Genomic DNA, 22229 nt, shown 5'->3' with positions numbered 1-22229 from the left:
CCAAAGGACTCCTTACCGGAGTCCATCTCTGCGCGCGCAAGAGACTTCGCTACGCCTACTTCCCGAATAGGTAGTGCACTCTAACTGGCCCGATTCGCAAACGTTGACGAGTGCGAATCAGCTACAGAATTGCTCCACCCCATGCTCTTTAGTGCCACGTCGACATTGTGTCCGGGGAGTCTGTCATCATTCCCTCATGAACAGCGCCTTCGTTCGCCGATGCCTCAGGCAACTCTCCAACGAAGAGATCACCGAAATGCTGTCCGCATTTCCGTGGCTCAAGGAGGAGATCCGCAAACTCGCTAAGAAGCCGAAGAACTTTCCAGTCACTCCGGAGACGGTCCGCAGGTGGGCATCGATGCCTCCGTCGTCGGACAAGCTCCTCCGACATCTGCCCAAGCTGACGGCGGATCACGTTGCCGAGTCGGGGCGAGCCGACATCGTTTGGCCGAGCGCGATCGTCGCGTTCAAAGAGATCGCTCTGGTCGCCGCGCCGGACGAGACGGTGTTCGACCACGCTCTGGAGGAGGCACGCACCCGCCAATCCACGTTGGTCACGCAGCCAGAGGATGCGCCTCTGCCAGACGGTGGAGAGTCACTGGCGACCGAGGGAGAAACCGCTCCGGAGGGCGCTCCGGAGTCTCTGCATCCTGTCGCGGAGCAGCTCAAGGCACTGTCATTCACCCTAATTTCGGAGACCTCCGAGGTCATCCGGGCGATCTCTGAAGGGCGACGGGCCGCAGTCGATGAGCAGTCGATAGCGGAGAGGTGGAATGCGGCGCTCGAGGCTGCGTGGGTCACTCTCGGAGAGGTGACACCTGAGGACAGTTCGTTCACCAGGCTCAGCCAGGCTGCCGTGGACCGCGACGAGGCCCTGGACCGGGAGGCGACAGAAAAGCGCCACACGGAATTGGAGGCGAGGCGAGGGGAGTTCCGCGGTGCGATTGAGGGACTCAAGGCCCTTGCAGGTACTAATGCCGCATTCCAGGAGGCGTACGACCAGGCACTGGCAGGACTCACGCAGGTCGAGGCGGAGCTGCGCGCCGAAGGCGTCGAGAGGGAGTCATCTATCGAGAAGGTCGAGTCCAAGGACCAGTATCAGGAGTTCGAACAGTTAGCTACCCGCGACATTGTGGACGACTCAGCTGACCTCGTGGAGGCGGAGCCGTCTGCGACGGAGTCGGAGCTTCTCGCCGACCCCGATCCGGAGGATCAGCGCAGCTCCGCGCCGGAGCCCGGGGCGGATTTCGAGGCATCGCTTGATCCCTTGGTCGTGGGCAAGGCAGAAGATGAGTCCCGCGCCACCGCCTTCGAGAAGGGCAGCGCGGTGGTGGGGGACGACGATTCAGATACTGAGCAAATGGTCTCTGACGGCGAGCTCGGCGACACCGACTCGCCGCCGGAGGCGGACGAATCGGAAATGACTGCCGAGGAGGACGCCGCAGAGGACGCCGCAAGCGGCAACGGTGTAGATGAGGCCGAAGGACCGGACCTCGCCGAGTGGCTCAAAAGCGGCAGATTTGGTGCAGCATGGTTCGTCGCTCAGGTGTCCGGGGCTCCTTCCGAGACCGTCGACGTCCTTCGGCTCGCATCGGACGCTTTCCACTCCGGGTACGGCGGGATCGACCCGTCGTCCGTGCTTGTCAATGCGTCTCAGCTCTTCGCCGCGGGAGTGATTCACGACGCCGACGTGCAGCTGATGGCATTAGCCGCATGCCTCCGCGCCGGACTCGCCGCGGGCTGGCTCAGCCGGAACGAGGTCGACCACTGGTCGAAGTTCGCGGTGTCGAAGCCGTCGTATGACGCGCTCGTCAAGGCGGTGGTGGAGGCCAGTTCGCGCGGCTATCAGCACCTTCGTGACTCCACCAGGCTGGACGGACACACGCCCCGCGAGATTGTGGAAAAGGCCGCCCAACTCAAGGTGCGTCTCGATAGCACTCATCCGAGCTTCACCCGAGCCGATCACACTCTCCACTACTTGCTGCGGAGCGACGAACCACTAGGCCGGACACTGGACCTCATGCTGGAGCTCGATTCCGGGGGTGCTTCGCGCAGCGACTTGTCCGACGCCCTCGAGTCTATGAGCGACTCTGCGCGCCTCATCAAGGAGGCTGACATCCGGGTCAGTTCGCCTCAGCAGCTGAGGAAGCCCATCATTGGCAACGCTCTCGGCTCGCTAGAGAGGTGCGTCCAGGACGTCCGCGACCTCCTGAGCGAGGCGATCACCACCGCCGCTCAGCACTCCGTAGAGGGCAAGGGATCCGCCTTCGGGATCGTGACCGAGGACCTGCTCGCTGCAGCGGCTGAAGTCAGTAACGAGGAAGCCACAACGCCCGGCGAGCAGGTGATGAGTCGGCTCGTGTCATGGATCCAGGATCCGGCGTGGATCCGGCCGGAGATCACCGACGTGCACGCGCTCCGAGCCGACCTGGTGTCCGTGACGTCCGCCCAGAGGTCGCTGACCGGTATTCCCGAAGCTGACGGTGTCGAGCTGGACACCGTTCTGGAAGAATTGCGGCATCCGCCGTCGACTAAGGAGATGTTCGCAGCCTACGACGCGCTCGGCGACCTCCAGAGTGCGGGCGACGTCGCCATTCTCGACGACAGACTGACCGCCTCCCTCGTTCAGAGCCGCCGGTTGTGGGCGACTCGACTCGCCGCCAAGGCTGACATGGTCCGTGAGGAGATCGGGCGGACATTCATTGCGGATTACTCCGGTGGAGCGCCGTCGGAGTTCGAGGCGCGGCTGGTCGGGCCCTCCGAGTACGAGGGGGACCGATTTGATCTCCAAGTCCGGACGCTGGAAGGGATCAGTGCGGACCTCGAGCGGAAGCGTGAGGCCACGTCGGCCGCACTCCGGGACCGAGTCAAGACCGAAATAACGGACGATCGCGTGGCCGATCGGGTTCGCCAGTTGCTCAAGGATGAGGACTTCATCGGAGCGAACGAGTTGCTGGCTCTCGCGCGTGATGGTCAGCGGGTACTCGGCAAGGACAACGGGGTGGAGGGGATCGGCACCGAGGTATTTGACGAGTTCAAGACCGCACTTGCGTCGCTCACACAGGGCGATGACCTGCGCGCGGCGTCCCAGGCACTCGGTACCGATCGGGACGGATCAAACCTGGCGGACCCCAAGGACGCGGCGCTTCTCGAGCAATGGTCGCACTTGGTCGGCGCCAGGATGGGCAGCGGCGCCCTTAAGGCCGTCCTCCGGGCGTGTGGTCTCGATGTCGTCGGTGACATCAGGTCGGTCAGGACCGCTGGCCGACACTATTCGCTCTACAAGTTGAAGGGCACGCCGCTCGACGGGTCCCTCGTTCCCGCCCTGGGGTCCCAGGCCGCGCTCTACAACGTCGCGGTGACGAGCGATGTCATCCAGATCGAGCAGACCCTGTCCGCCGCTAGCGACCATGCGACCGGACCGCTTATCGTCCTCGTCGACAGGGTATTGAGCTTCGAGACCCGACGGCAGATTCTTAAGGGATGTAGAGATGGTCGGTATAACGCGATCGTCATCGACGTCGCCGTGGCGGCCTTCGTAGCGAAGAGCTACTCCAAGTCGTTCCGCGCGATGCAGCAACTCACCTTGCCATTCGCTTCTTTCAACCACTACACATCGGTCGCAGGAAAGGTGCCGGACGAGGTCTTCGTCGGCCGGTACGACGAACTCCGGAAGCTGCGCGACCCCGCAGGTAGCCAGTTCGTTTACGGTGGTCGCCAGCTCGGCAAGTCCGCCCTACTGCGCAAGCTCAAGGACGATTTCGAGGGGGCGGACGGTCACATCGCCGTCTATCTCGATCTAAACTCGCACGGGATCGGATCCTGGAGCGATCCGGCTGATCTCTGGGGGGTTCTCTACAACAACTTGTCGAAATACCCCGACTTCGGCGTCAAGCAGAATCCCAACGTCCGCAACAGTGAGCCGGTCATCAAGCTGATCCAGACCTGGCTGGAGGGGGCGCCTGATCGCCGCATGCTCCTACTGTTGGACGAGGCCGACGCCTTCCTGGAAAAGGAATCGTCCACCCAGCCAAACGGTTTCCGCAACATCGGCCCGCTCAAGCGGCTGAAGGAGGACACCGATGGGCGGTTCAAGCCGATTTTCGCAGGCCTCCACAAAGTGCAGCGACTCCAGAACGTGGCAAACACGCCTCTGGCGCATGGTGGTGACGACGTGCTGGTCGGGCCTCTCGCCGCAGGCCCCGCCCGCCAACTGGTCACCCGTCCGCTTGAGGCGCTCGGCTACAAGTTCGTCAACCCAAACCACGTCTGGCGTTTGCTCGCCTTTACCAACATGCAGCCCGGTCTCATCCAAATCGTCTGCATCGACCTCATCGAACAATTGCGAGCGAAGCGGCTCAGCAGGAACGAGCCGCTGATCGACATCACCGAGGAGGACATCGATACCATCACGCGATCGCGGACCACGCGGAAGAAGATCGCGGACAAGCTCCGGCTGACAATCAGGCTGGAGGAGCGCTTCCGGGTGATCGCGCTCACTGCTGCCATCATGAGCATGGACGACGCGTTTCTCGAGCAGTACCAACCGCAGGAGATCCGTGACTTCTGCGAAGTCTACTGGACCGAGGGCTTCGTCGACCTGACCTCGTCCGAGTTCGCCGTCTACCTCGACGAGCTCGTCGGATTGGGGGTGCTGAGCCGAAGCGACGAAGGAACGTTCTCGATGCGTTCGCCGAACATCGTCACCATGCTCGGCACCAGGGAGGAGTTGGAGGCGGAACTCACCGAGAACTCCGATCAGTTCGAGCTGCCGCAGGAGTTCAATCCGAGGGCGGCGCGACGCCCGGTCACGATCAAGGGTCGAGCCGGTCACAGCCCGTTGGCCGAGCACGACCTGTCCGTCGTGATTCCCATGCGACGCAAGTACGACACGCCGAGGGACTTCGTTATCGTCGGAAGCAGAGAATTGCGCCTTGACCTCGTCTCGGAGGTCCTCCACCAGGTAGCCGTGGAACGGGACGTCGAGATGACTATCCTTGAGGCGTCCGAGACGACCGGTGCAGATGCCGCGGCGTTCGCCTTCTCCGGAGCTGGAGCGAGTAGGCCGCGACTGCTCCTCGTTGACGCCACCCGCGCCGATCTCGCCCTGGCGGAGTCTGTAGCGGTGGGACTGAAGAAGCTGCGTAACCGCGCGGCGGGCCACCTGGTGGTGGTCTTCCCCGCCGACGCGGTGTCGGTGGCCGTCGACTTCGCCGACCATCAGACCTCGGTGAGCAAAACTCTCATCCCGCTGGAGAAGTGGTCCGGCGACGGAGTCAGGGCGTGGCACGACATCCCCTTCGCGACCCCGCCTGAGAGGAAACGGCTTGTTGATCTGACGGGTGGCTGGCCGCGGCTGATCGAGAAGGCGGTTATGGCGGCGAGCGGCGGGAAGAGCCTCGAGGACTCATTTCGCATCGTGGAGACGTTCCCGGCCAGCGCCGCGCAGGCCATCGAGTTCCTAGAGGCGTGCGGGGTCAACGAGACCTCTCGTCGGATGCTCGGGCAGTGGGCAGAACTCGCCTCTGCCGAGTTCGAACTCGTGGACGTGGTTGCTGACATCCTCGACCAGGATCCCGATGAGCTCCGGTCCCTGGCCGTCGAACTCTCAACGCTGGGCGTGGTGAACGAGCACGCGAACAAGTACCAGATCGATCCGGTGGTTGTCCGGGCACTTCAGGCGGTCGGTGAGCAGTGAGTCAGCTGGCTCGCGGAATCGTCGATCTGCCCGGGGTGAGGAACCGCGTCACCGCCGTTCTCGACGACCTCGACGCAGGCAAGTCGGTCGTCTTCGTCTTCGCCGATAGTGCCGTGGAGTCGGGCGTAGCAGACGATGTGCTCCGAGAAATTCAGGGTGCGGCCGCCCATACGGAATGGTGCCTCGAGGCAGACAAGGAGTTCCCCGTCCGTGTACTTGAGAGCTTCGAGGGCAGCTCTGGCGACATCACCAGGTATTCGGCGTGGGACCAGATCGTCGGCTGGCCCACCTGGTACGGGGAGTGGCTCTTCCTCACCTCATGGGAACACAACGACATCCCGACGATCCTTGAGCGTTGGCCCGCACAGCTGAAGGTCTCCGGGCTAAGCCCCGAGGACCGGCCCCGGCTGGTCATCGGCGCAACCCTCGACGCCGTGACCCCGGCGATGCTGGACCGGATCGACACCGCCGAGGTCGCGGTGCAATGGTGGTGGGGAACGGTCGGCCGACTCGACACCGAACTCTGTGTGGCGGTCCATGAGCATGCCAAGCGCCGGGATTCCCTCGACCAGGCTGTCCTAGCGGAACTAGCGTGCTGGGATGTCGACGCCCTCGACTTCCTTTCCCGCTGGTGGGATGGTTCGACCGACACCGTCGTGCCCCTGATCGCCGAGCTCCGCCGGCACAGGGAAGAAGACGGGGACGTGTTTACTCTCGCCTCTGCCTCCCGTTCGCACCAGTTCAGGCCACCCAAGGAATTACTCGAAGGATGGCGTCAGGGGCGTATCGAACGATGGGGCGGCGCACCCCGAGTAGGGCCGGTCGACTGTTCGGAGGCCGAGGTCAAGCGTCGACTATGGATCGCGCACAGCCGAATCCTGATGCCCGTCGTGGACGACGAACGCGCGAAGTTCGAGGACAAGTTCAATTCGATTGCCACCGTCGAGATGATGGACCGGAACCGGGAAAAGGGCGGCGGACTTATCGAGATCGGAATCCTCAAAGATCTTGCCGTCAGGAAGCTGGTCAGGGTTCCTCGGGAGGACGAAGAGACACTCCGTCAGTTGACCAGTTTGAGGAACCGTCTTGCGCACTGTGATCCCGCGACGGACGAGTTGATTTCGTTCGTGAGGAAGCGACATGAATTCTGATCGCATGTTGGACCCACGGCGCCGGTTGTGCCTGTACCCCTCGCTGAGGGGCACCGGGCCGAGCCATTCTTGAAAGCTAGCTCGATACGGTGGTCCACAGGCTGCACGCCGAGGGGATCACGGTCGCTCACCTAGACGGTAGGATCACCGACCGGGCAGGAGCCGTCGGCGAGTTCACGAAGGGCGATGCGCAGTCAATTGACCGGGCCCACCGCCCCGCTGGGGCTGCACTGTTGCTTTCAACTGTCGCTACATCGAGTCGTAAGAAGGCGCGAACGGAGAGCCCGCGGATTCCCACGTCGAGTTTCCGGGTGTCCAGCGAAGTGGCGTGGGTTTATCGGGAAGGCGCTTGCGCGTGGACGAGTCGTCGGACCGTGCGCCGAAATACCCGAGAAGATGCAGGAACGAGGCGGTTTCCATCACTGTGCAGTAGGTAGACCATCGGTTGTTGGCATCGAGTTTCTCCCACGAGGCCATCGCGAGGTGCTGTCGACTCTGTTCCTCGGCACACGTTAGGAGGTGCCTGACCAGTTTCGCGGCCTGTTAGGGACGTGCTTCGGAAAGCAGAGTTCTGATGATCGGGTAGCGCGAGTATGAGCATCGGATAGCGGTGCCGGTCCTCGTGTGCTCGTGTCGGTTCTACGCGTGGCAACCAGGCTGCGCGTGATTTCCGAACAGGAGGCACGGGTGACTGATTACCGATTGGTGATGTCGCTACTGCTGCAGGACAGGTCCTACCGGGACATCGAGGCGATCGCGGGTTGCTCGCACCGCACGGTCGCGAAGGCGAAAAAGGTGTGCCGCGAGCACGGGCTGACCGCCACCAGCCAGGTCGAGGCGCTCAAGGGCGAGGAGATTGACGCCTTGTTCACCGATGGGCGCAAGACGCCGTCGGCGGAGTTCGTGGCCTTCGACGTGGCGGCGACCGTGAAGAAGCGCACGGGCAAGAACAAGCTGCCGCTGCGGGTGCTGTGGGCCAACTACCTCGACAGCGACGGATCGCCGGGGCAGCGGCACTACAGTTATCAGCGGTTCTGCCAGATCGTCGGCGAGTACGTCGAGGTCAACGAGCTGACGATGCGGATCACGCACGTGCCCGGGCACACGATGCAGGTCGACTGGGCGGGCACGAAGATGGCGATCTTCGACCCCGTCATCGGTACCAAGACCACAGTGTCGGTGTTCGTGGCGTCGCTTCCGTACTCGGGGTTGGTCTTCGCCTGCGGCTGCCTGGACGAGAAGATGCCGAACTGGCTCGACGCGCACTTACAGGCGTTCGAGTACTTCGGCGGCGCGGCGCAGGTGATCGTCCCGGACAACGCCTCGACGGCGTCGAACCAGATCGCCCGCGGTGACCGGGCCCGCGAGGTCAACCGTGAGTACCGGGACTTCCTCGAGTACCACCAGACCGCCGCCGTGCCCACTCGGCCGGTGCGCCCGACGGACAAGGGCAACGTCGAGGCCGGGGTGAAGGTGGGTTGGCGCGTAGGGCCTTATGGTTGCGCAGATCCATCGACCCGGTAGCAAGATTCTGGATACCCGGTAGCGGCGGGTTGGGGTGTGCTCGGCTGAGGGCGACGGCACAAGGGGTGTCGTCGTTCTTGGCATGAGAGGCGGGATCCGTGGCGGATTACCGAAGGATTATGGCCCTGTTGCTTCAGGGCCGCAGCTACCGGGAGGTCGTGGAGACGGCGGGCTGTTCGCACCGTGATGTCGCGCGGGCCAAGCAGGTGATCGGAGCGAACGGCATCACCTCAGTGGAGGGTGTCTCGGATGCGGAGGTCGCCGGGTGGTTCCCCGACGGGCGACGTCGCGTCTCGGATGAGTACGAGCGGCCGGAGTTCGAATCGGTACTCCAGGCGCTCAAGCACCGTCGCCACTTCACGCTGCTGCAGGGGTGGCGCCGATACGCCGATGCCGCAGGCACGGGCAAGAAAAAGTACGGGTACGCGCAGTACTGCGCCCTGTTCTCCGAGTGGGCGCGAACGAATGACCTGGTCGCGGTCCTGCGCCACGAGCCGGGGCGGGCGATGCACGTGGACTGGGCCGGGGACACCCTGGACGTGGTGGACCGCGGTGACGGCTCGGTGGTCAAGGCCTTCTTGTTCGTGGCGGTTCTGCCGTACTCGGGCGCGGTGTTCTGCCGGGCGTATCCGAACACAAAGTCCGAGGCCTGGCTGGACGCCCACGTCCAGGCATTCTCGTTCTACGGGGGCGTGCCCCAGCTAGTGGTCCCGGACAACCCGACCACCTCGACGCACCAACGACACAAGGGCGATTCCGAGCGGGTCGTCAACGCCCGCTACCAGCAGCTGGCCGACCATTACCAGTGCGCCATCGTCCCGGCCAGGGCCAAACGGCCAAGGGATAAGGCTGCCGCAGAGTCTGCGGTGAATGTGGTGAACCTACGCGTCATCGGCTACCTCGAGGGCGAGACGTGGTTCTCGGTGTCCGAGCTCAACGAGGCGATCGACGAGCGGGTGCGCGAGGTCAACCAGGACCTGAAGCGGGCCGACGATTCGACCCGGTGGGAGCGCTTCGAAACCGAGGAGCAGCACCTGCTCACAGCCCTGCCCGATGCCCGGTTCGAGGAGGTGGCCTGGAAGCAGCTCAAGGCCGCCCGCAACTATCACATCACCGCCGACTACCAGCATTACTCGGTGCCGTACTCGCTGGCAGGACAGCTGCTGCGGGTTCGGTTGACCTCGAGCCGAGTCACGGTGTTCAACGGCAACGAGGTCGTGAGCGAGCACCCGCGGCTGAGCGGCCGCAAGGGCCAGTACTCCACGCTCGGCGTGCACGTTCCGGACAAGCACCGCGACATCGACGGCCTGTGGTCCAGGACCTGGTTCAGCGATCGAGCCCGCAGCTTTGGTCCGGCCACACAGGAGGTGATCGAGCAGATCCTGGACCGCCACCAGATCGAGGCCCAGGGGTATCTGGACTGCCAGAACATCCTGGGCGGACTCGGCAAGAAGAACCGTCAGCGCCTTGAGGCCGCCTGCGGTGAACTCCTTGCCCGCGGCGGCTATCCCACCTACACCACCCTCAAGCGACTGATGGCCGCGATCGACTCGGATGCCAAGGCGCCCAGGACCATCAGGCCCGCGGCCTCAACCCGCAAACACACCGAATCCCAAGGCGACGATCCTGGCCCGGAGGTCTACGTCCGCGACGCCTCCCACTACGAAATCGGCAGCCAGGGGGCAGCGCAGTGACGTTCACCGACATCGACTACGACAAGTTCCGCGCCCTGCGCGTGACCCGAGTCGCCGCCCGGCTGGAGCAGCTCATCGGCGACGAGGCCAACGACGAGCTGACCCCCGAGCAACTATTCCTGACCGCCGTGGACGACGCCCTCGAGGACCGCCGGGCACACAAGGTCGACAAGCTCATCCGGGCCGCCGGCCTGCCGATCCCGGAGGCGAATGTCGCAGAACTCGACTACCGCGAGGGCCGCGGGATCAACCCGGTGCGGATGAAACGCTACGCCGCCCACGACTGGGCCGCCGATCCCACGAACCTGCTGGTCATCTCCCCAACCGGAGGAGGAAAAACGTACCTGGCCTGCGCCATCGGCATCGCTGCCTGCCACAACGGTCACGCCGTCACCTACGCCAGGATGGATTCGCTGGCCCGGCAGTTGGTCATCACCCGCGCCGACGGAATCGCGCACCAGAAACTGCTCAATGACCTATCGAACACGGACCTGCTGATCATCGACGACTTTCTCACCGTCGGCATCGACAGCGATGCCGCCTCCGACCTGTTCGCCATTCTGGCCAACCGCGAACACCGCCTGCCGACGATGATCGCCTCGCAAACCGGGCCGGCCCACTGGGTCGCCGAACTGCCCGACCGAGTCGCGGCGGACTCCATCGTCAACCGCCTGGCTAACAACGCGCGGACGATCAACCTCGGCCAGATCGATATGCGCCGACAGCGCCAAGACCAGGCTCGCACCACCGACGGCTACTGGGAGTAAAGGGCCAGCGGCTGCGGCCCCGCCCAGAAGCTGGGGCCGCAACCGACTCCCCAGAACAGCGCTACCAACTCCGTGGACTGGCGCAACCAAGTAGCCCTACGCGCCAGTGGTGACGAACTGGGTGATCGGACGGCTGGCCGATCGGCGGTTCGCGAGCCTGGACGATCTGAACGAGGCGATCGCCGCCGAGGTGGAGGCGATCAACGACCGGATCCCGTTCCGGGGCCAGAAGACGAGCCGCCGCGAGCTGTTCGCCGAGCATGAGCAGTCCGAGCTGATCGCTCTGCCCGAGGTCCGCTGGCAGCCGGTCATCTGGAAGAAGTCCAAGGTCAACCGGGACTACCACGTCGAGATCGCCACGGTGAAGTACTCGGTGCCCTACACCTTCGCCGGCCAGCACGTCGATGTGAAGATCACCGGCCCCACACTGGTGGTCATGGCTGGCGGTGAGGTCATCGCCTCCCACACCGTCTCCGGTAAGCGGCACGCGTTCGTCACCGACCCTGACCACGTGCCCGCCCAGCACCTGCAATCATCCGACCTGTGGTCACGGGCCTACTTCGTGCGCCAGGCCCACAAGATCGGACCGAACACCGTCGCCGCGATCAGCGAGGTCCTCGATCGCCAGCGGATCGAGGCTCAGGGCTATCGCTCGTGCCAGAACATCCTCGCCCTGGCCCGCGGCGACAACAAGCAGCTCCTCGAGCGGGCCTGCGGGCAACTCGTCTCTGAGACCGCACGCCGGGCTATCAGCTACACCGCCGTCAAACAGCAGCTGGCGGCCCTGCGGGCCCAGGCCGCGGCCCGACCCACGACGACGGAGGCGCCGCCGGCAACGACGGCCCGGGTGGAGCCGCCGCCGGGTCGGCGGGATACAACGGGGGCGCATCTGGCCGGGCCTGAGCAGTTCAGTCTCGCCACCCTCACCGGACGCCCGAGTACGAGCACCGGCATCGCGGGGAAGGAGGACCTGCAGTGACTGATCGTCATCTCACCGACGCCGACATGCCGCTGTTCACGCAGTTGCGGATGACCGCGTTCGGACAGACCGTCATTGACCTGGCCAACGATCCCGCCTGCGACGAGTGGACCTTCTCCGAGAAAATCTTCCACGCCCTGGACAAAGAGATCACGGCCAGGCAGGAACGCCGGACCCAGAAACTACTCAAGGCCTCCAGATCGCCAAACCCTGACGCCTGCGTAGAAGAGATCCGCTACCTGCCTGACCGCAACGTCAACCGCGAGCTAATCGCACGTCTCTCCAGCTGTCAATGGATCGACGCCACTCGTAATCTCGTCGTGCTCGGCCAGTCCAGCGTGGGCAAGACCTACCTCGCCCAAGCGCTTCTCAATGCCGCGTGCCGAAAGTACTACACCGCGAGATTCTTCCGGCTCGACGACCTGGCCAACCGGCTCGCCGTTCTAGAACCGACCTCGCAGCGCCGGCTGGACTTCCTCACCGACCTGCACAACTGTGACCTGCTGGTTCTGGACGACTTCCTGACCACCCCGGTGGCCCCGCACACCGCGGCCGAGCTGCTCAACATCCTGGCCGCCCGCGAAGGGCGAGGATCGACTCTGGTGACCTCCCAGTTCGACCCGCCCGATTGGTACAAGTCGCTCCAAGACGCGGTCATCGCCGAATCAATACTCAACCGCATCGTCGCCGGCGCCGAGATCATCGCCCTCGACGGCCCGAACATGAGACGACACCTCGCCACGACAACGCCATAGCGGCCCAGCGGTCGGACGGGCAGATGCCGCTATCCGATGCCCGTCCGACCGCTACCCGATCATCAGATCCGCGCTTTCCGAAAGGCGTCCCAAACAGGCACACGTTAGGAGGTGCCTGACCAGTTTCGCGGCCTCCGTACTGATCTCCCCGGCTTCGACCTGGTCCTCCAGCTTCGATCTGGCCTCGGCGCGGGCGGCGTCGGTCTTTTGCCACTTTGGCTTCTGGCGACAACGGTGCTGGCGCCACGATTCAGATTCGGCCCTGGCGATTGTGGTGAGCTGCTCCGGCGAAAGGTTGAACTTGCATCCAAAGTCCATCAGCGCCTTGACCTGCCAGGGTTCCAGTGAGTGATCTCCGGTGCTACGGAGTTCTTCGGCTTGGCTCTCTTCCAGCTTCTCCTCTGGTTCGGACCAGGGTGGTTCGAAGAGTTCTGTGGATTCGGCGGGAGGAGCTTTCCAGTCAAGCGAACGAGATGACAACGAGGCGAGCGTCATGACGACGGATCGGATGTTGTCTTCCACCAGGTAAGGGTGAAAGTCGTTGCTGCTGGAAGATTCGATGGCAGGCTGCCAAGCGAGACGGCGGGGCACCTGAGGCTCTGAGTTGCCCGTGGTATCCGTTACGAGTCTCGTACCACGGGGAAACCAACCGGGACTCGAGACGACGAGGGCGTCGCGCCAATCGTCGACGAGTTGCTTAAAACTGCGCTGGTCAGTTCTCTCCAATTGTTCGGCTGTTGTCTCCAGCTTCTCGAGCGTGTCCTTTACCCCCAGAATGTACTTGGCGTGGAGGAGTAGACCGAGTCTGCCCCACCTTTCGAGCATAGTGACCGCGTTGCGTGGCGCGAGGGTGATTCCATAAGGGCTGATACGGTGTCGACTCGTTGTTTCCGGGGGCGTGGAGACATCAGGACGGTGCTGAAATACCGGGATGTCCGCAAAGCGGTAGTTGATACTGGGCGCGAAGCTTCCCGACTGCACTCCGGGATCGTCGGTGAAGACGACGATCGGGTCTTCATTCCGAACGCGGTCGAGTACCTCCGTCAGCCGCTTCTTAGTGTCGTCCGGTGCGCAGGGAATAGCATCTAGAAGGAGATACTGACCACCGCGGTGCAGTTGGCGAACCGTGTGGTCATCACATAGGTCGTCCGCGTCGTGACTGATCACTATTACGTGGAGGTCGCGGGTCGCTTCCCTCCCGAGGCGTTCGTTCACGTCCTTCTCTCGCAGTACCCGCAACTCACGCGAGCGATCGGCCATCCACGAGAGCATCGCTAAAGTGAGATTGCCTGAGCCGACGATGACAAGAGGGCCCGGGCGGGGAACGTTCTCGTCGTCCTGGGCCCCGTTCTTCCTGGCGCTGACGACGTCCAGTCTTTTGAGCGCTGCGTCGACATGGGCCAAGTGAGGGCCGAGGAGCGCGTCCGCGGTCGAAGCGTAGATCCCGACGACGTCGACGGCGTAACCGGATATCTCGCGGTTCTCGTTTTGGTAGTCCTCGGCCTGCCAGACGTCATCGATCCGCACGACCACCCTGGGGATCGTTTCGAGAGAAGAGTGTTCGGTGCCGTGATCCGGCAGAATCCTGGCAGCTCGAGCCTGCTTGAGTCTCTTCTCGTTGATCGCGGGATCCGCGAAGAGGAGGTAGATGCGCGCGGGGTGTTTAATGACGCGGAACCGGACCCTCCGAGAGAATAATTTGCGGAAGGCACGCTCGGAGTCGATGTCGACGGTGATGACGCGGATGCCGGCTTCTTCCACGGCCCGGACGCACGGGCGGTCGGGGGCGACGGTGAGGAGGTACACGGTCTTATCGAGGCTGCCAGCCTTAACGTTCTTAAGGAACTCGACGGCGTCGTCGTCCAGACCGATCGCGACGATCGCTCGCTCGGGGTGTCGAGCCAGCTCCATCCTGTTTCGGAAACCCTCGGACGCCCGGACGAGCAGCGCGACGATGGCGGCGGATGATGCGACCAACGCGAGGACTCGGGCCATTTCCATACCGGTAGACGGTGGCATACAGGCGACGACCCCGCGCTCATCCGCGAAAGCGAGCGTGTCACGCTCGAAGGTCAAGGTGAACAAGCCGGCAGTGTCCGCAAGTGTCGACCACAGCGAGTCGGATTCGCTTCTGCAGTGATAGAAGGGGGGAAACGCCACAGTGATGGTGGAGATGCCTGCCGCAGCGGCGATGGTCACTGTTCGGGAGGCGTCATAGAAGATGAACCTGAAGTCCGCGATCATGATCGCCAAGATTCCCACGGATATCAGGTGTCCGCGTACAGGGTGACGTGTCGTTGCGGGTACAGGCTCACGTGTCGGTGTCCGGCTGGGGTTTATGGTGCCGGTTCTTCGGCGGTGCTGACAAGGTCTGCTCGGTCTTTGAGCCGGTAGGAGGGACCGTTGATGGCGATGACCTCGCAGTGGTGCAGGAACCGGTCCAGGATGGCGGTGGCCAGGACTTCGTCTCCGAGGACGGTGCCCCATTCGGCGAAGGTCTTGTTGCTGGTGATGATCGTCGAGCGCTTCTCGTAGCGGCGTGATACCAGCTGGAAGAACATGTTGGCCTCCGCGCGGTTGAGTGGGAGGTAGCCGACTTCGTCGATGACCAGCAGGGATGGCCGGGCCAGGCTGGAGAGTTGCTTAGGTAGGGTGCCGAGGTTGTCGGCTTTGCGCAGCTTGCGGACCAGGTCGTCGAGGGTGGTGTAGTAGATCGAGTGGCCGGCCCGGCATGCGGTCACTGCCAGTGCCACGGCGATGTGGGTCTTGCCGACCCCGGGCGGGCCGAGCAGGGCGATGTTGGCTTTGCGTTCGACGAACTCCATTGCCGCGAGATCCTTTAAGCGCCGGGCATCGACGCCGGGCTGGAAGGCGAAGTCGAAGTCTTCCAGGGTCTTGTGGTGCGGCAGCCCGGAGAGCTTGAGCGCGTTGCGGAACCGGCCCGATTCCCGGTGGGTGACCTCCTCCTCGAGCAGCTGGTCGAGAAAGTCCAGGTAGCCCAGTTGCGACTGCTCGGCACGGGTCGCTGCGTCAGCGGCGCTGGCGGCCATGTGCGGTAGCTTGAGACGCTGCGCGGCGGCGGTGATCCGACTGATGACGAACTCGCTCACGAGGCCTCACCCGCCACCAGCTCGTAGGACGCCAACGGCCGTCGGATATCGGGAACCGGGTCCATCGAGGCCAGATAGTGCGCCAGCACTGATGACGATTCCTCCGGCCTGGCAGATGCCCCGGCCCGGTCGGGCTCGGTGTGACAGACGGCGCGGCCGGCCCCGTCGGGCAGGCCGTCCCAGTGGGTGGGTTCGATGATCCACTCGTGGGACCGGCTGCCGCGACGGTGGACCGCCAGCACCTGGGCGGGGTCCTCCAGGCGGCAGACTGTGATGCGGCTGGCTGTGGCGCGGACCAGGACCTTCTGCCTCGCCGTCACCTGGGAGGCGGGGACCGAGTAGTGGTCGGACTCGAACGAGATCAGGCAGTCCTTGCCCACCGTGCGCACGTGCTCATCGAAGATCTCGTACTCCGTGGCCGGCAGCGGGCCCAGTGCGGCGTGGTCTACCGCGGCGGCTTCGGCGATGACTTGCCCGTGCGTGCGATGCACTTGGCGGCGGCGGATCTTCACCCATCGGGCGAACGCTGCATCAGCGTCGCCGACCGAGCGGAACCGGCGCCCGGCCACGACGTGCTCGCGCACGATATCGACCTGCCGCTCCACCCGGCCCTTGCCGGTGGGCCGGTAGGCGGCCAGCACGTCGATGTCGTACCCGTAGTGGCCGGCGAACGCGGTGGCTGCGGCGGTGACCGGGACTGCCTTGCCTGGGGCGACATGGCGGCGCACCACGGTCTTGAGGCGGTCGTAGACGATTGCTGCCGGGACTCCGCCGAAGTGGTCGAAGGCCCGTCGGTGGCAGTCGAAGAACGTTGCGGCATCCATTGAGGTCACGAAGCAGCAGAACGGGTCCCGCGAGTACGACAGCGTCATGTGGAACGAGTAGACGCGCACCCCGGTGCCCAGCAGATCTCCCTCATCGCCCCAGTCGACCTGCGCTTGGGCCCCGGGCAGGGTGGCGATGCGGCGGTGCAGACTCCCCGCTCCCGGTTCGTCGAGGCCGAGCTCGGCGCGGATCTGGGGGCGGCGGGAGCGGCAGTAGGTCTTGACCCGTTGATAGTGCACATGCACGTCGTGCTCGTCGGCGAGACGCTCGCAGATCACGGTGGCTCTGAGGTCGATGCAGGCTCGCAGCATCGCATCGATCAGCGCTGCGATCATCTCGGTGATGGCCACCTTCTGTGTGCCCTTGCGCGAGGGCGCCGACGGCGGCGCCGTCGGGGCATCCTCGGCCAGGTACTTGCGTACCGTGCGCCAGTCGCAGCCGCACTCGCGACCGATCTCGGCATACGTCATGCCCGTGGCATGCAGCTGTTTGAAACGTCGGATATTCATCCAGGACTCCTGATCCAGGATCATGGGGGTGGGCCACCCTTCGGAAATCGTCAACTTGCCGGAAGACGACTCCACGGGTGGCCCACCCACCTCGGCGAACAACTACGGAACGCCGAACACCGACCTACACATGAACCTGTCCCCAAACCGACACATCAGGGTGTACGCGGACATCAGGAAGGCGACCGAGGTGACGCCGGGCCGGGAAAGGGCGAGGTCGATAAACGGCATCCGGGCGACCCATGAACCTGGTTCGATGGGGGTGTTGGTGGACTCGACACCCAGGGCCAACACACACAACACGGCCACAGCCACGGAGACACCGAAGACGCTCAGCCTCAGCAGGAGGATCAAATACGACTCCGCTGGAGACTCGGTGCCCCGGCCCAGGATAGTTCGGGAACGCTTGTACGCGGTTCTGAAATGCGAGTTCGGAACTATCCAGGCATTGTCTGGCGCATCGCGGACGACCCAGTCTCCCGCAGTCGCGGTTGATGTGCCTTCCTGGGACACCGCGACCTCGCCAGTCTTCGCTCTTCTGGCTTCCAGGACGGAGCACCGCTCCCACTTGTCCGCCTCGACATGCCGGTGAGATGCGCGAAAAGCCTGGTCGGACACGGTTCTTTGTCCCCCGCTGGCGTCCTCGACGAGCCAGTCCCCCGCCGCCCCCTCCATCCGGTCGTCGGCACCTGTCTTCCAGACCGCGGCCACGTCCTGCCGGCGAGCGGTGACGGTCCCGACGCGCCGATAGCGTCTCCAGCGCGATCGCGATCTGCAGTCCACGAACTCCCCCCACCTGTCGATGACCATCGCTTTCGGCGGCCCCTTGACCAAGTCTGGACGCAGGCACCGATCTGCACCACAGAATTACCTGAAGACCGTCGAGTGATCCGCACGACAACAATCGAAATGTGGACGACTTGTAGTGAGTGAACGAGCTCCCCGCGAGAGCGAGATCGAGGCGGGGGTAAGCGACCTGAGCCGGTGGAATCCGAGCTGCAACGGAAAAGCGACCGCGTTTAAAGAATGACTCGGAAACCCGGCGTGTCGTGGTAGCCACCGGGCGGCCGGCGCGCCGACTGCCCCGCGCAACGCCTAACCATGTCCGACGTTCATACGACACGACGGACGGCAATGCGCTAGACCACGCGGTTTGCCGGGGTTCGGACTGGTCAGTGGGTTAATCTTCAATCCTTCATTCTTGGTGTGCCGAACGAAGGAGGGCCATGCTCCGTCCCAGCCTGCGTGCCAGGAGGCTCAAGTGGATCGGCGTCGTCATCGTGCTCGCCGCGTCGACACCCCTACTCACGGGATGGGGCTACGGTTCATGGTGACTCGATGGCGGGATAGGTTCCGTATGGCTCGTGACCGGATCGGCAAGGCCTTGGAGTCTACAGTCGAACCGCCCGTGCGCGGTTCGATCCGCGAGACGGCGGTGAGTGAGCTCGCTGAGTTCATCGTCCGCGAAAGTCGGGTGCATGACGCCAAGGACGCCGTCCGATGCGATCTACCCTCGGTGGTCCGTGTCGAAACCGGCGTCGAGCATGCAGATGCTGATGTTCTTCTGGCCTCCGACCTGGTGCGGCGGGTCCGCGGGGAGTTGCGTCGCCGGATACTTGCGGATGTGCAGAAGCTCGCTGCCAGGAGCGATGCGATCGTTGACTTCTACGGACTCGACGACCTGGTGATCGCTGTCGAGCGAGCGGACCTCCCGTCGAAGGCTCCGCGCTTCGAAGTGCTCCAGCCTTACCGGGGAGGGTCACGAGTGGGACCCGTACTCGAACTGGACTGGATGGAAAAGGGGAGCGCAGTAGTCCGGCAGGTGACCGTTCTGAACCCGTTCACAGTCGGACGGGGTCTGGAACCGTATGACGCCGACGTGACGATTCCCGATCTCGACGAATTCCTCGCGGTCTCGAGGGAAGCACTCGAGGTGATCCCCATTCTCGCAAGTGGGGCGATGCACTGTCGCATCACAGGCACGGCAGGGGCGTATCACCGCGCTGCGGGTGGGGCACCTGTGCACATCCGGGTCAACGGCGTGATCGAACTCGTACCCGGGGATGAGATCTGGCTGACCCCCGATGGGTCAGCGATCCTTCGTTATCCGACTGACCCGGAGGGGAGGTCATGATCGTCGGAACCAATCGCGACCGGGCCACCGGCAGTTCCGCCAGCGTCTTCGGCACCGCCTTCACGGTCCTGCTTACCGGGTTGAGTTTCGTGGCGACGAGTCGGCACCTCGATCGCGCGATGGACTTGTCGTGGTGGCTGACCCTGGGCGTCCTCGGCGTGATAGCACTCAGTACCCACCTGATCGTGGCGGGGGGACGAGGTTGGCGATCCGTCCTGGTCGCGCGGATCGTCGTGGTGCTCTGCGCAGGAGGAATCGGTACGCAGGTCGTTCTCGGATCCACCGGGCGTGGACTCATGATGGCCGTGTGGCTCGCCGTGGGGATCGCCGTAGGCGATGTAGTGGGACGGGTATTGGTCAGGATTCCGCGTCCCCATTGGGTGTGGTGGATCGGGGGCGTCACGCTCGCAGCATTCCTGATGAGACTTGCTCCCGCGGTCGGCGGACTCTCCGGCTTTAGGCAGGGGTCAATCGGGGGCATAAAGGTCACGGAGTTCGCCCGTTTAGGATTCTTTGTCGCGGCTGCGCTCTTCGCGACCAAATCGTCGGTTGCGGGTGCTGCGATGGCAGGCATGCGGACTGCCAGTGGTCGGTGGTCCCGCCCGATCACCCAGGGAATTCTGGTCGTTGGAGCTGCGGTCTTCTTGCTTCTCGCCGGGGTGTTTGTCGGTGCAGGCGACATCGGGCCTCTCGCCATCGTGATATTCGCGCTCATGGTGATGCTCTATCGAGTCCACGGCAGCCCGATCCGTCGGCCGCTCCTCGCGGTGGGGATCGCGGGAGCCGCGTTCACGCTGGTCCTTGACCGTGACGAGACCGGAGGATTCAAGGTAGTCGGTCGAGTGCGAGATTTGCTGGAGGCGTGTCCGGAGGGGGCGTCGCCGTCTCAACTCTGCCTGGCTCAGCGGTCGATGTCCTTCACGGGGATGATCGGCAACGGACCGGGGTCCGCTGCGCTCGCGTTCGCGGTACCGGCCTACCGGTCCGACTACATCCCGGCGACCGTTGTCGCGTTCTGGGGATATGGGGCGATCATCGGGCTCCTCGCGGTGTCGCTCCTGATCCCGTACCTTCTCGCGAAGGAGGCGGCGCGGCGTAAGGATCTCCCAGGGATCGCGGTCACGGGGGCGGCGGCCATGTTGCTGCTCCCCATGTTCTGGTCGCCCCTCGCCAACTTCGCGATCCTGCCGATCAGCGGCATCGACATGCCGTTCGTCTCGGCGAACGGGGCGGTCCTCCTCGTATCGGTGGCGTTAGTGTCGATGTCGATCGCGCTCTTGTCGTCGTCCGCCTCCGATGTCGTTTACGGCCACGATTCCTATGGTGGATTCGCTTCCGGGCCTGAACGAGAAGTGCACAACGGGCGAGAGGTCCGGAAGATGGTCGGAGCCGTGGCCGTCATGTCCTTGGCGGTCCTGATGATCACAACCGTCGTGAAGTGGGTTGATCCGCAGTCCCGGGTGTATGGCGAATCCAACTATCGCAACCGGGGCGCGATCGTCACCTCGGACGGGCAGGTCTTCGCGTCGCCGTCCTACAGCGGGGGTCTCAGGAACTACTCGAACGGTCGCCTGGTGGCAGACCTCGGGTTCTTCAGCCCCTTCCAGAAGGTGGGTCAGGGACTGGAGTTCAGCGTGTCCGGTGCCGCCACCTGCGGTCAGACTCACGTGCTGCCTTGGAAGCCGGAGTGCGGACGGACCACCGTGGTCTCCTCACTGCACATGGGTCTGCAGCAGCGGATGTACCGTTCCCTCGACGAGACGACAGCCCTCGCGGGTCTTTCCGCGACGATCGTGGTGATGGACGCCGAGTCCGGGCAAATCAGGTCGGTCGCGTCCAAGGAGTCCGGGTCCACTCCCTCTGCACCGGTGAGTATCGGCTCGATGGGGCCGGATCTGAACTCGGGTGCCTATGAGGTCGGGCCCACGGGAAGAATTATCACCGACGGGGACCCGATCGCGTTCGATGCCTCGGTGAAAAGACTTGCGGACAGCAAGGTGGAAGATGCGGCGGAGTCGGGCTCCCCGGACCTTGGACGTCTGCGGGAACGGGCCGCGTTTGTCTCTAGTCGGCAGTTGGAGAACGTCTTCGTGAGGGCGCCTGAACAGGCACGTGCCTCTGCCGGGTCGGTATTCAAGATCGTCACCGGGACGGTGGCTGCACTGGACGGAATCGAGCCGGTCGAGCCGCTGCCGAGCCCCTGGGTCATCCCGGTACCGGGAGCGGAGCCTGCTGTGATGCCCAATGCATGGGACGGACCGTGTCAAGGCCAACGCGTACAGGACATGCTCTCTCAGTCCTGCAACACTGTGGCCGCATGGATGGCAGTTCAGGCGGGCGCTGAGCGCATGAACGAGGTGGCCGCGTACTTTGGCGTGACCTCGGACATCGACCCGCTGCGCTCCGGTCGCGGCGACTCGAATCCGCTCAGTGGCCTCGTCGGACCGGCGGACCCGACGAGGCCGGAAGTGGACCTCTACTCGTTCCCGGATAGCCCGTCGACGAGTGGATTGTCGGCCAATGCTGACGCACCCGCACTTGCTCGCGCGGGATTCGGGCAGGAGGGAGTTCGGCTCTCCCCCGTGACGGTCGCGGGAATCGGGGCGACGGTCGCCTCCCGTGGCGGTGGCGGTCGACCGACGTTGGTCCACGGTTGGTGTGAAGGGTCGTCGCTCACGGACTGGTCGTCACCGCGGCGTCCAGAGCCTGCCTTCGACGGCGCCGAGCGATTCGGCGAGGCGCTCGATGTGGCCTACGAGGGAATGCGTGGAGCGGTGGCGCACGGTACGGCGACACGTTTGGCCGGCGTACTCCCGGCCCACGAGCTCGCCGCCAAGACCGGCACTGCGGAAGTGGAGTCGACTGATCTTGTGCCTGCCAGTGAGGACTCGTGGATGGTCGTCATCGTCGACCGTTCCACTGTGGTCGCGCTGGCTGTACAGCACAGTGCCGAAAACCGATTCCCCGGTGATGGGATTGCGACTGAGGTACTCGCGGGCTGGCTGCCCGGGATCATGGAGGAACTCGAGGGAGGTCGGCCCTCCGACAACGTGTGCCGCACGGATGTCGACGGGTGAGTTGAA

Annotated in this window: 13 protein-coding genes; 9 read left to right on the top strand and 4 right to left on the bottom strand. The window is 64.2% G+C overall.

Going from position 1 to position 22229, the window contains the following annotated elements; all coding sequences use genetic code 11:
• The first annotated feature begins 196 nt into the window (after positions 1 to 196).
• From OVA21_RS13860 to OVA21_RS13830, 7 genes are all read left to right on the top strand, one after another.
• Positions 197 to 5698: a hypothetical protein gene (locus OVA21_RS13860; protein WP_268092653.1), complete on the top strand. Its 5502-nt coding sequence runs from the start codon at positions 197 to 199 to the stop codon at positions 5696 to 5698.
• Entirely contained in the window at positions 5695 to 6849 is a 1155-nt protein-coding gene (locus OVA21_RS13855; protein WP_268092652.1) for a hypothetical protein, read from the top strand. The genes OVA21_RS13860 and OVA21_RS13855 overlap by 4 nt, the downstream gene beginning before the upstream one ends.
• Before the next feature lie 687 nt (positions 6850 to 7536).
• Positions 7537 to 8373 (top strand): IS21 family transposase, encoded by an 837-nt coding sequence (gene istA / locus OVA21_RS13850; RefSeq protein ID WP_268092651.1) that lies wholly within the window; start codon positions 7537 to 7539, stop codon positions 8371 to 8373.
• Positions 8374 to 8492: 119 nt separating this feature from the next.
• Positions 8493 to 10067 carry an IS21 family transposase gene (gene istA / locus OVA21_RS13845; RefSeq protein ID WP_268092650.1) on the top strand — a complete coding sequence of 525 codons (1575 nt, stop codon included), beginning with the start codon at positions 8493 to 8495 and terminating at the stop codon, positions 10065 to 10067.
• The gene (locus tag OVA21_RS13840; RefSeq protein ID WP_107755567.1) at positions 10064 to 10834 is read left to right on the top strand and encodes an ATP-binding protein; all 771 of its coding nucleotides are present in this window, start codon (positions 10064 to 10066) and stop codon (positions 10832 to 10834) included. The genes istA (OVA21_RS13845) and OVA21_RS13840 overlap by 4 nt, the downstream gene beginning before the upstream one ends.
• A 109-nt stretch (positions 10835 to 10943) precedes the next feature.
• The gene (locus OVA21_RS13835; RefSeq protein WP_268092649.1) at positions 10944 to 11813 is read left to right on the top strand and encodes a Mu transposase domain-containing protein; all 870 of its coding nucleotides are present in this window, start codon (positions 10944 to 10946) and stop codon (positions 11811 to 11813) included.
• Positions 11810 to 12568 carry an ATP-binding protein gene (locus OVA21_RS13830; RefSeq protein WP_106385343.1) on the top strand — a complete coding sequence of 253 codons (759 nt, stop codon included), beginning with the start codon at positions 11810 to 11812 and terminating at the stop codon, positions 12566 to 12568. The genes OVA21_RS13835 and OVA21_RS13830 overlap by 4 nt, the downstream gene beginning before the upstream one ends.
• 51 nt (positions 12569 to 12619) lie before the next feature.
• Here the strand turns inward: OVA21_RS13830 and OVA21_RS13825 are convergent, their stop codons facing one another.
• The 4 genes from OVA21_RS13825 to OVA21_RS13810 form a co-directional block, all read right to left on the bottom strand.
• Positions 12620 to 14812 (bottom strand): hypothetical protein, encoded by a 2193-nt coding sequence (locus tag OVA21_RS13825; protein ID WP_268092648.1) that lies wholly within the window; start codon positions 14810 to 14812, stop codon positions 12620 to 12622.
• Positions 14813 to 14904: 92 nt separating this feature from the next.
• Entirely contained in the window at positions 14905 to 15678 is a 774-nt protein-coding gene (gene istB / locus OVA21_RS13820; RefSeq protein ID WP_268092647.1) for an IS21-like element helper ATPase IstB, read from the bottom strand.
• Positions 15675 to 17012, bottom strand: a complete 1338-nt coding sequence (gene istA / locus OVA21_RS13815) for an IS21 family transposase (protein WP_268092646.1) — start codon at positions 17010 to 17012, stop codon at positions 15675 to 15677. Before istA (OVA21_RS13815) ends, istB begins: the two co-directional genes overlap by 4 nt.
• Positions 17013 to 17114: 102 nt before the next feature.
• The gene (locus OVA21_RS13810; protein ID WP_268092645.1) at positions 17115 to 17822 is read right to left on the bottom strand and encodes a hypothetical protein; all 708 of its coding nucleotides are present in this window, start codon (positions 17820 to 17822) and stop codon (positions 17115 to 17117) included.
• A gap of 547 nt (positions 17823 to 18369) precedes the next feature.
• Here OVA21_RS13810 and OVA21_RS13805 point away from each other — a divergent pair.
• Entirely contained in the window at positions 18370 to 19146 is a 777-nt protein-coding gene (locus OVA21_RS13805; protein ID WP_268092644.1) for a hypothetical protein, read from the top strand.
• A 299-nt stretch (positions 19147 to 19445) separates the two neighbouring features.
• Positions 19446 to 22223 carry a penicillin-binding transpeptidase domain-containing protein gene (locus OVA21_RS13800; RefSeq protein ID WP_268092643.1) on the top strand — a complete coding sequence of 926 codons (2778 nt, stop codon included), beginning with the start codon at positions 19446 to 19448 and terminating at the stop codon, positions 22221 to 22223.
• Positions 22224 to 22229: the final 6 nt, after the last annotated feature.

It is taken from the genome of Dietzia sp. SL131 (genome assembly GCF_026672565.1).
In the GTDB taxonomy this organism is placed as follows: domain Bacteria; phylum Actinomycetota; class Actinomycetes; order Mycobacteriales; family Mycobacteriaceae; genus Dietzia; species Dietzia kunjamensis.
The sequence above is the reverse complement of the archived record's forward strand: the minus strand, read 5'-3'. Positions and strand labels throughout refer to the sequence as shown.

What these genes read in the sequence shown, in the direction of transcription:
- OVA21_RS13860 (WP_268092653.1), top strand. Translation starts at nt 197, where the DNA reads ATGAACAGCGCCTTCGTTCGCCGATGCCTCAGGCAACTCTCCAACGAA.
- istA (WP_268092650.1), top strand. Translation starts at nt 8,493, where the DNA reads ATGGCCCTGTTGCTTCAGGGCCGCAGCTACCGGGAGGTCGTGGAGACG.
- OVA21_RS13825 (WP_268092648.1), bottom strand. Translation starts at nt 14,812, where the DNA reads ATGATCGCGGACTTCAGGTTCATCTTCTATGACGCCTCCCGAACAGTG.
- istA (WP_268092646.1), bottom strand. Translation starts at nt 17,012, where the DNA reads ATGAATATCCGACGTTTCAAACAGCTGCATGCCACGGGCATGACGTAT.
- OVA21_RS13810 (WP_268092645.1), bottom strand. Translation starts at nt 17,822, where the DNA reads ATGGTCATCGACAGGTGGGGGGAGTTCGTGGACTGCAGATCGCGATCG.
- OVA21_RS13805 (WP_268092644.1), top strand. Translation starts at nt 18,370, where the DNA reads ATGGCTCGTGACCGGATCGGCAAGGCCTTGGAGTCTACAGTCGAACCG.
- OVA21_RS13800 (WP_268092643.1), top strand. Translation starts at nt 19,446, where the DNA reads ATGGCCGTGTGGCTCGCCGTGGGGATCGCCGTAGGCGATGTAGTGGGA.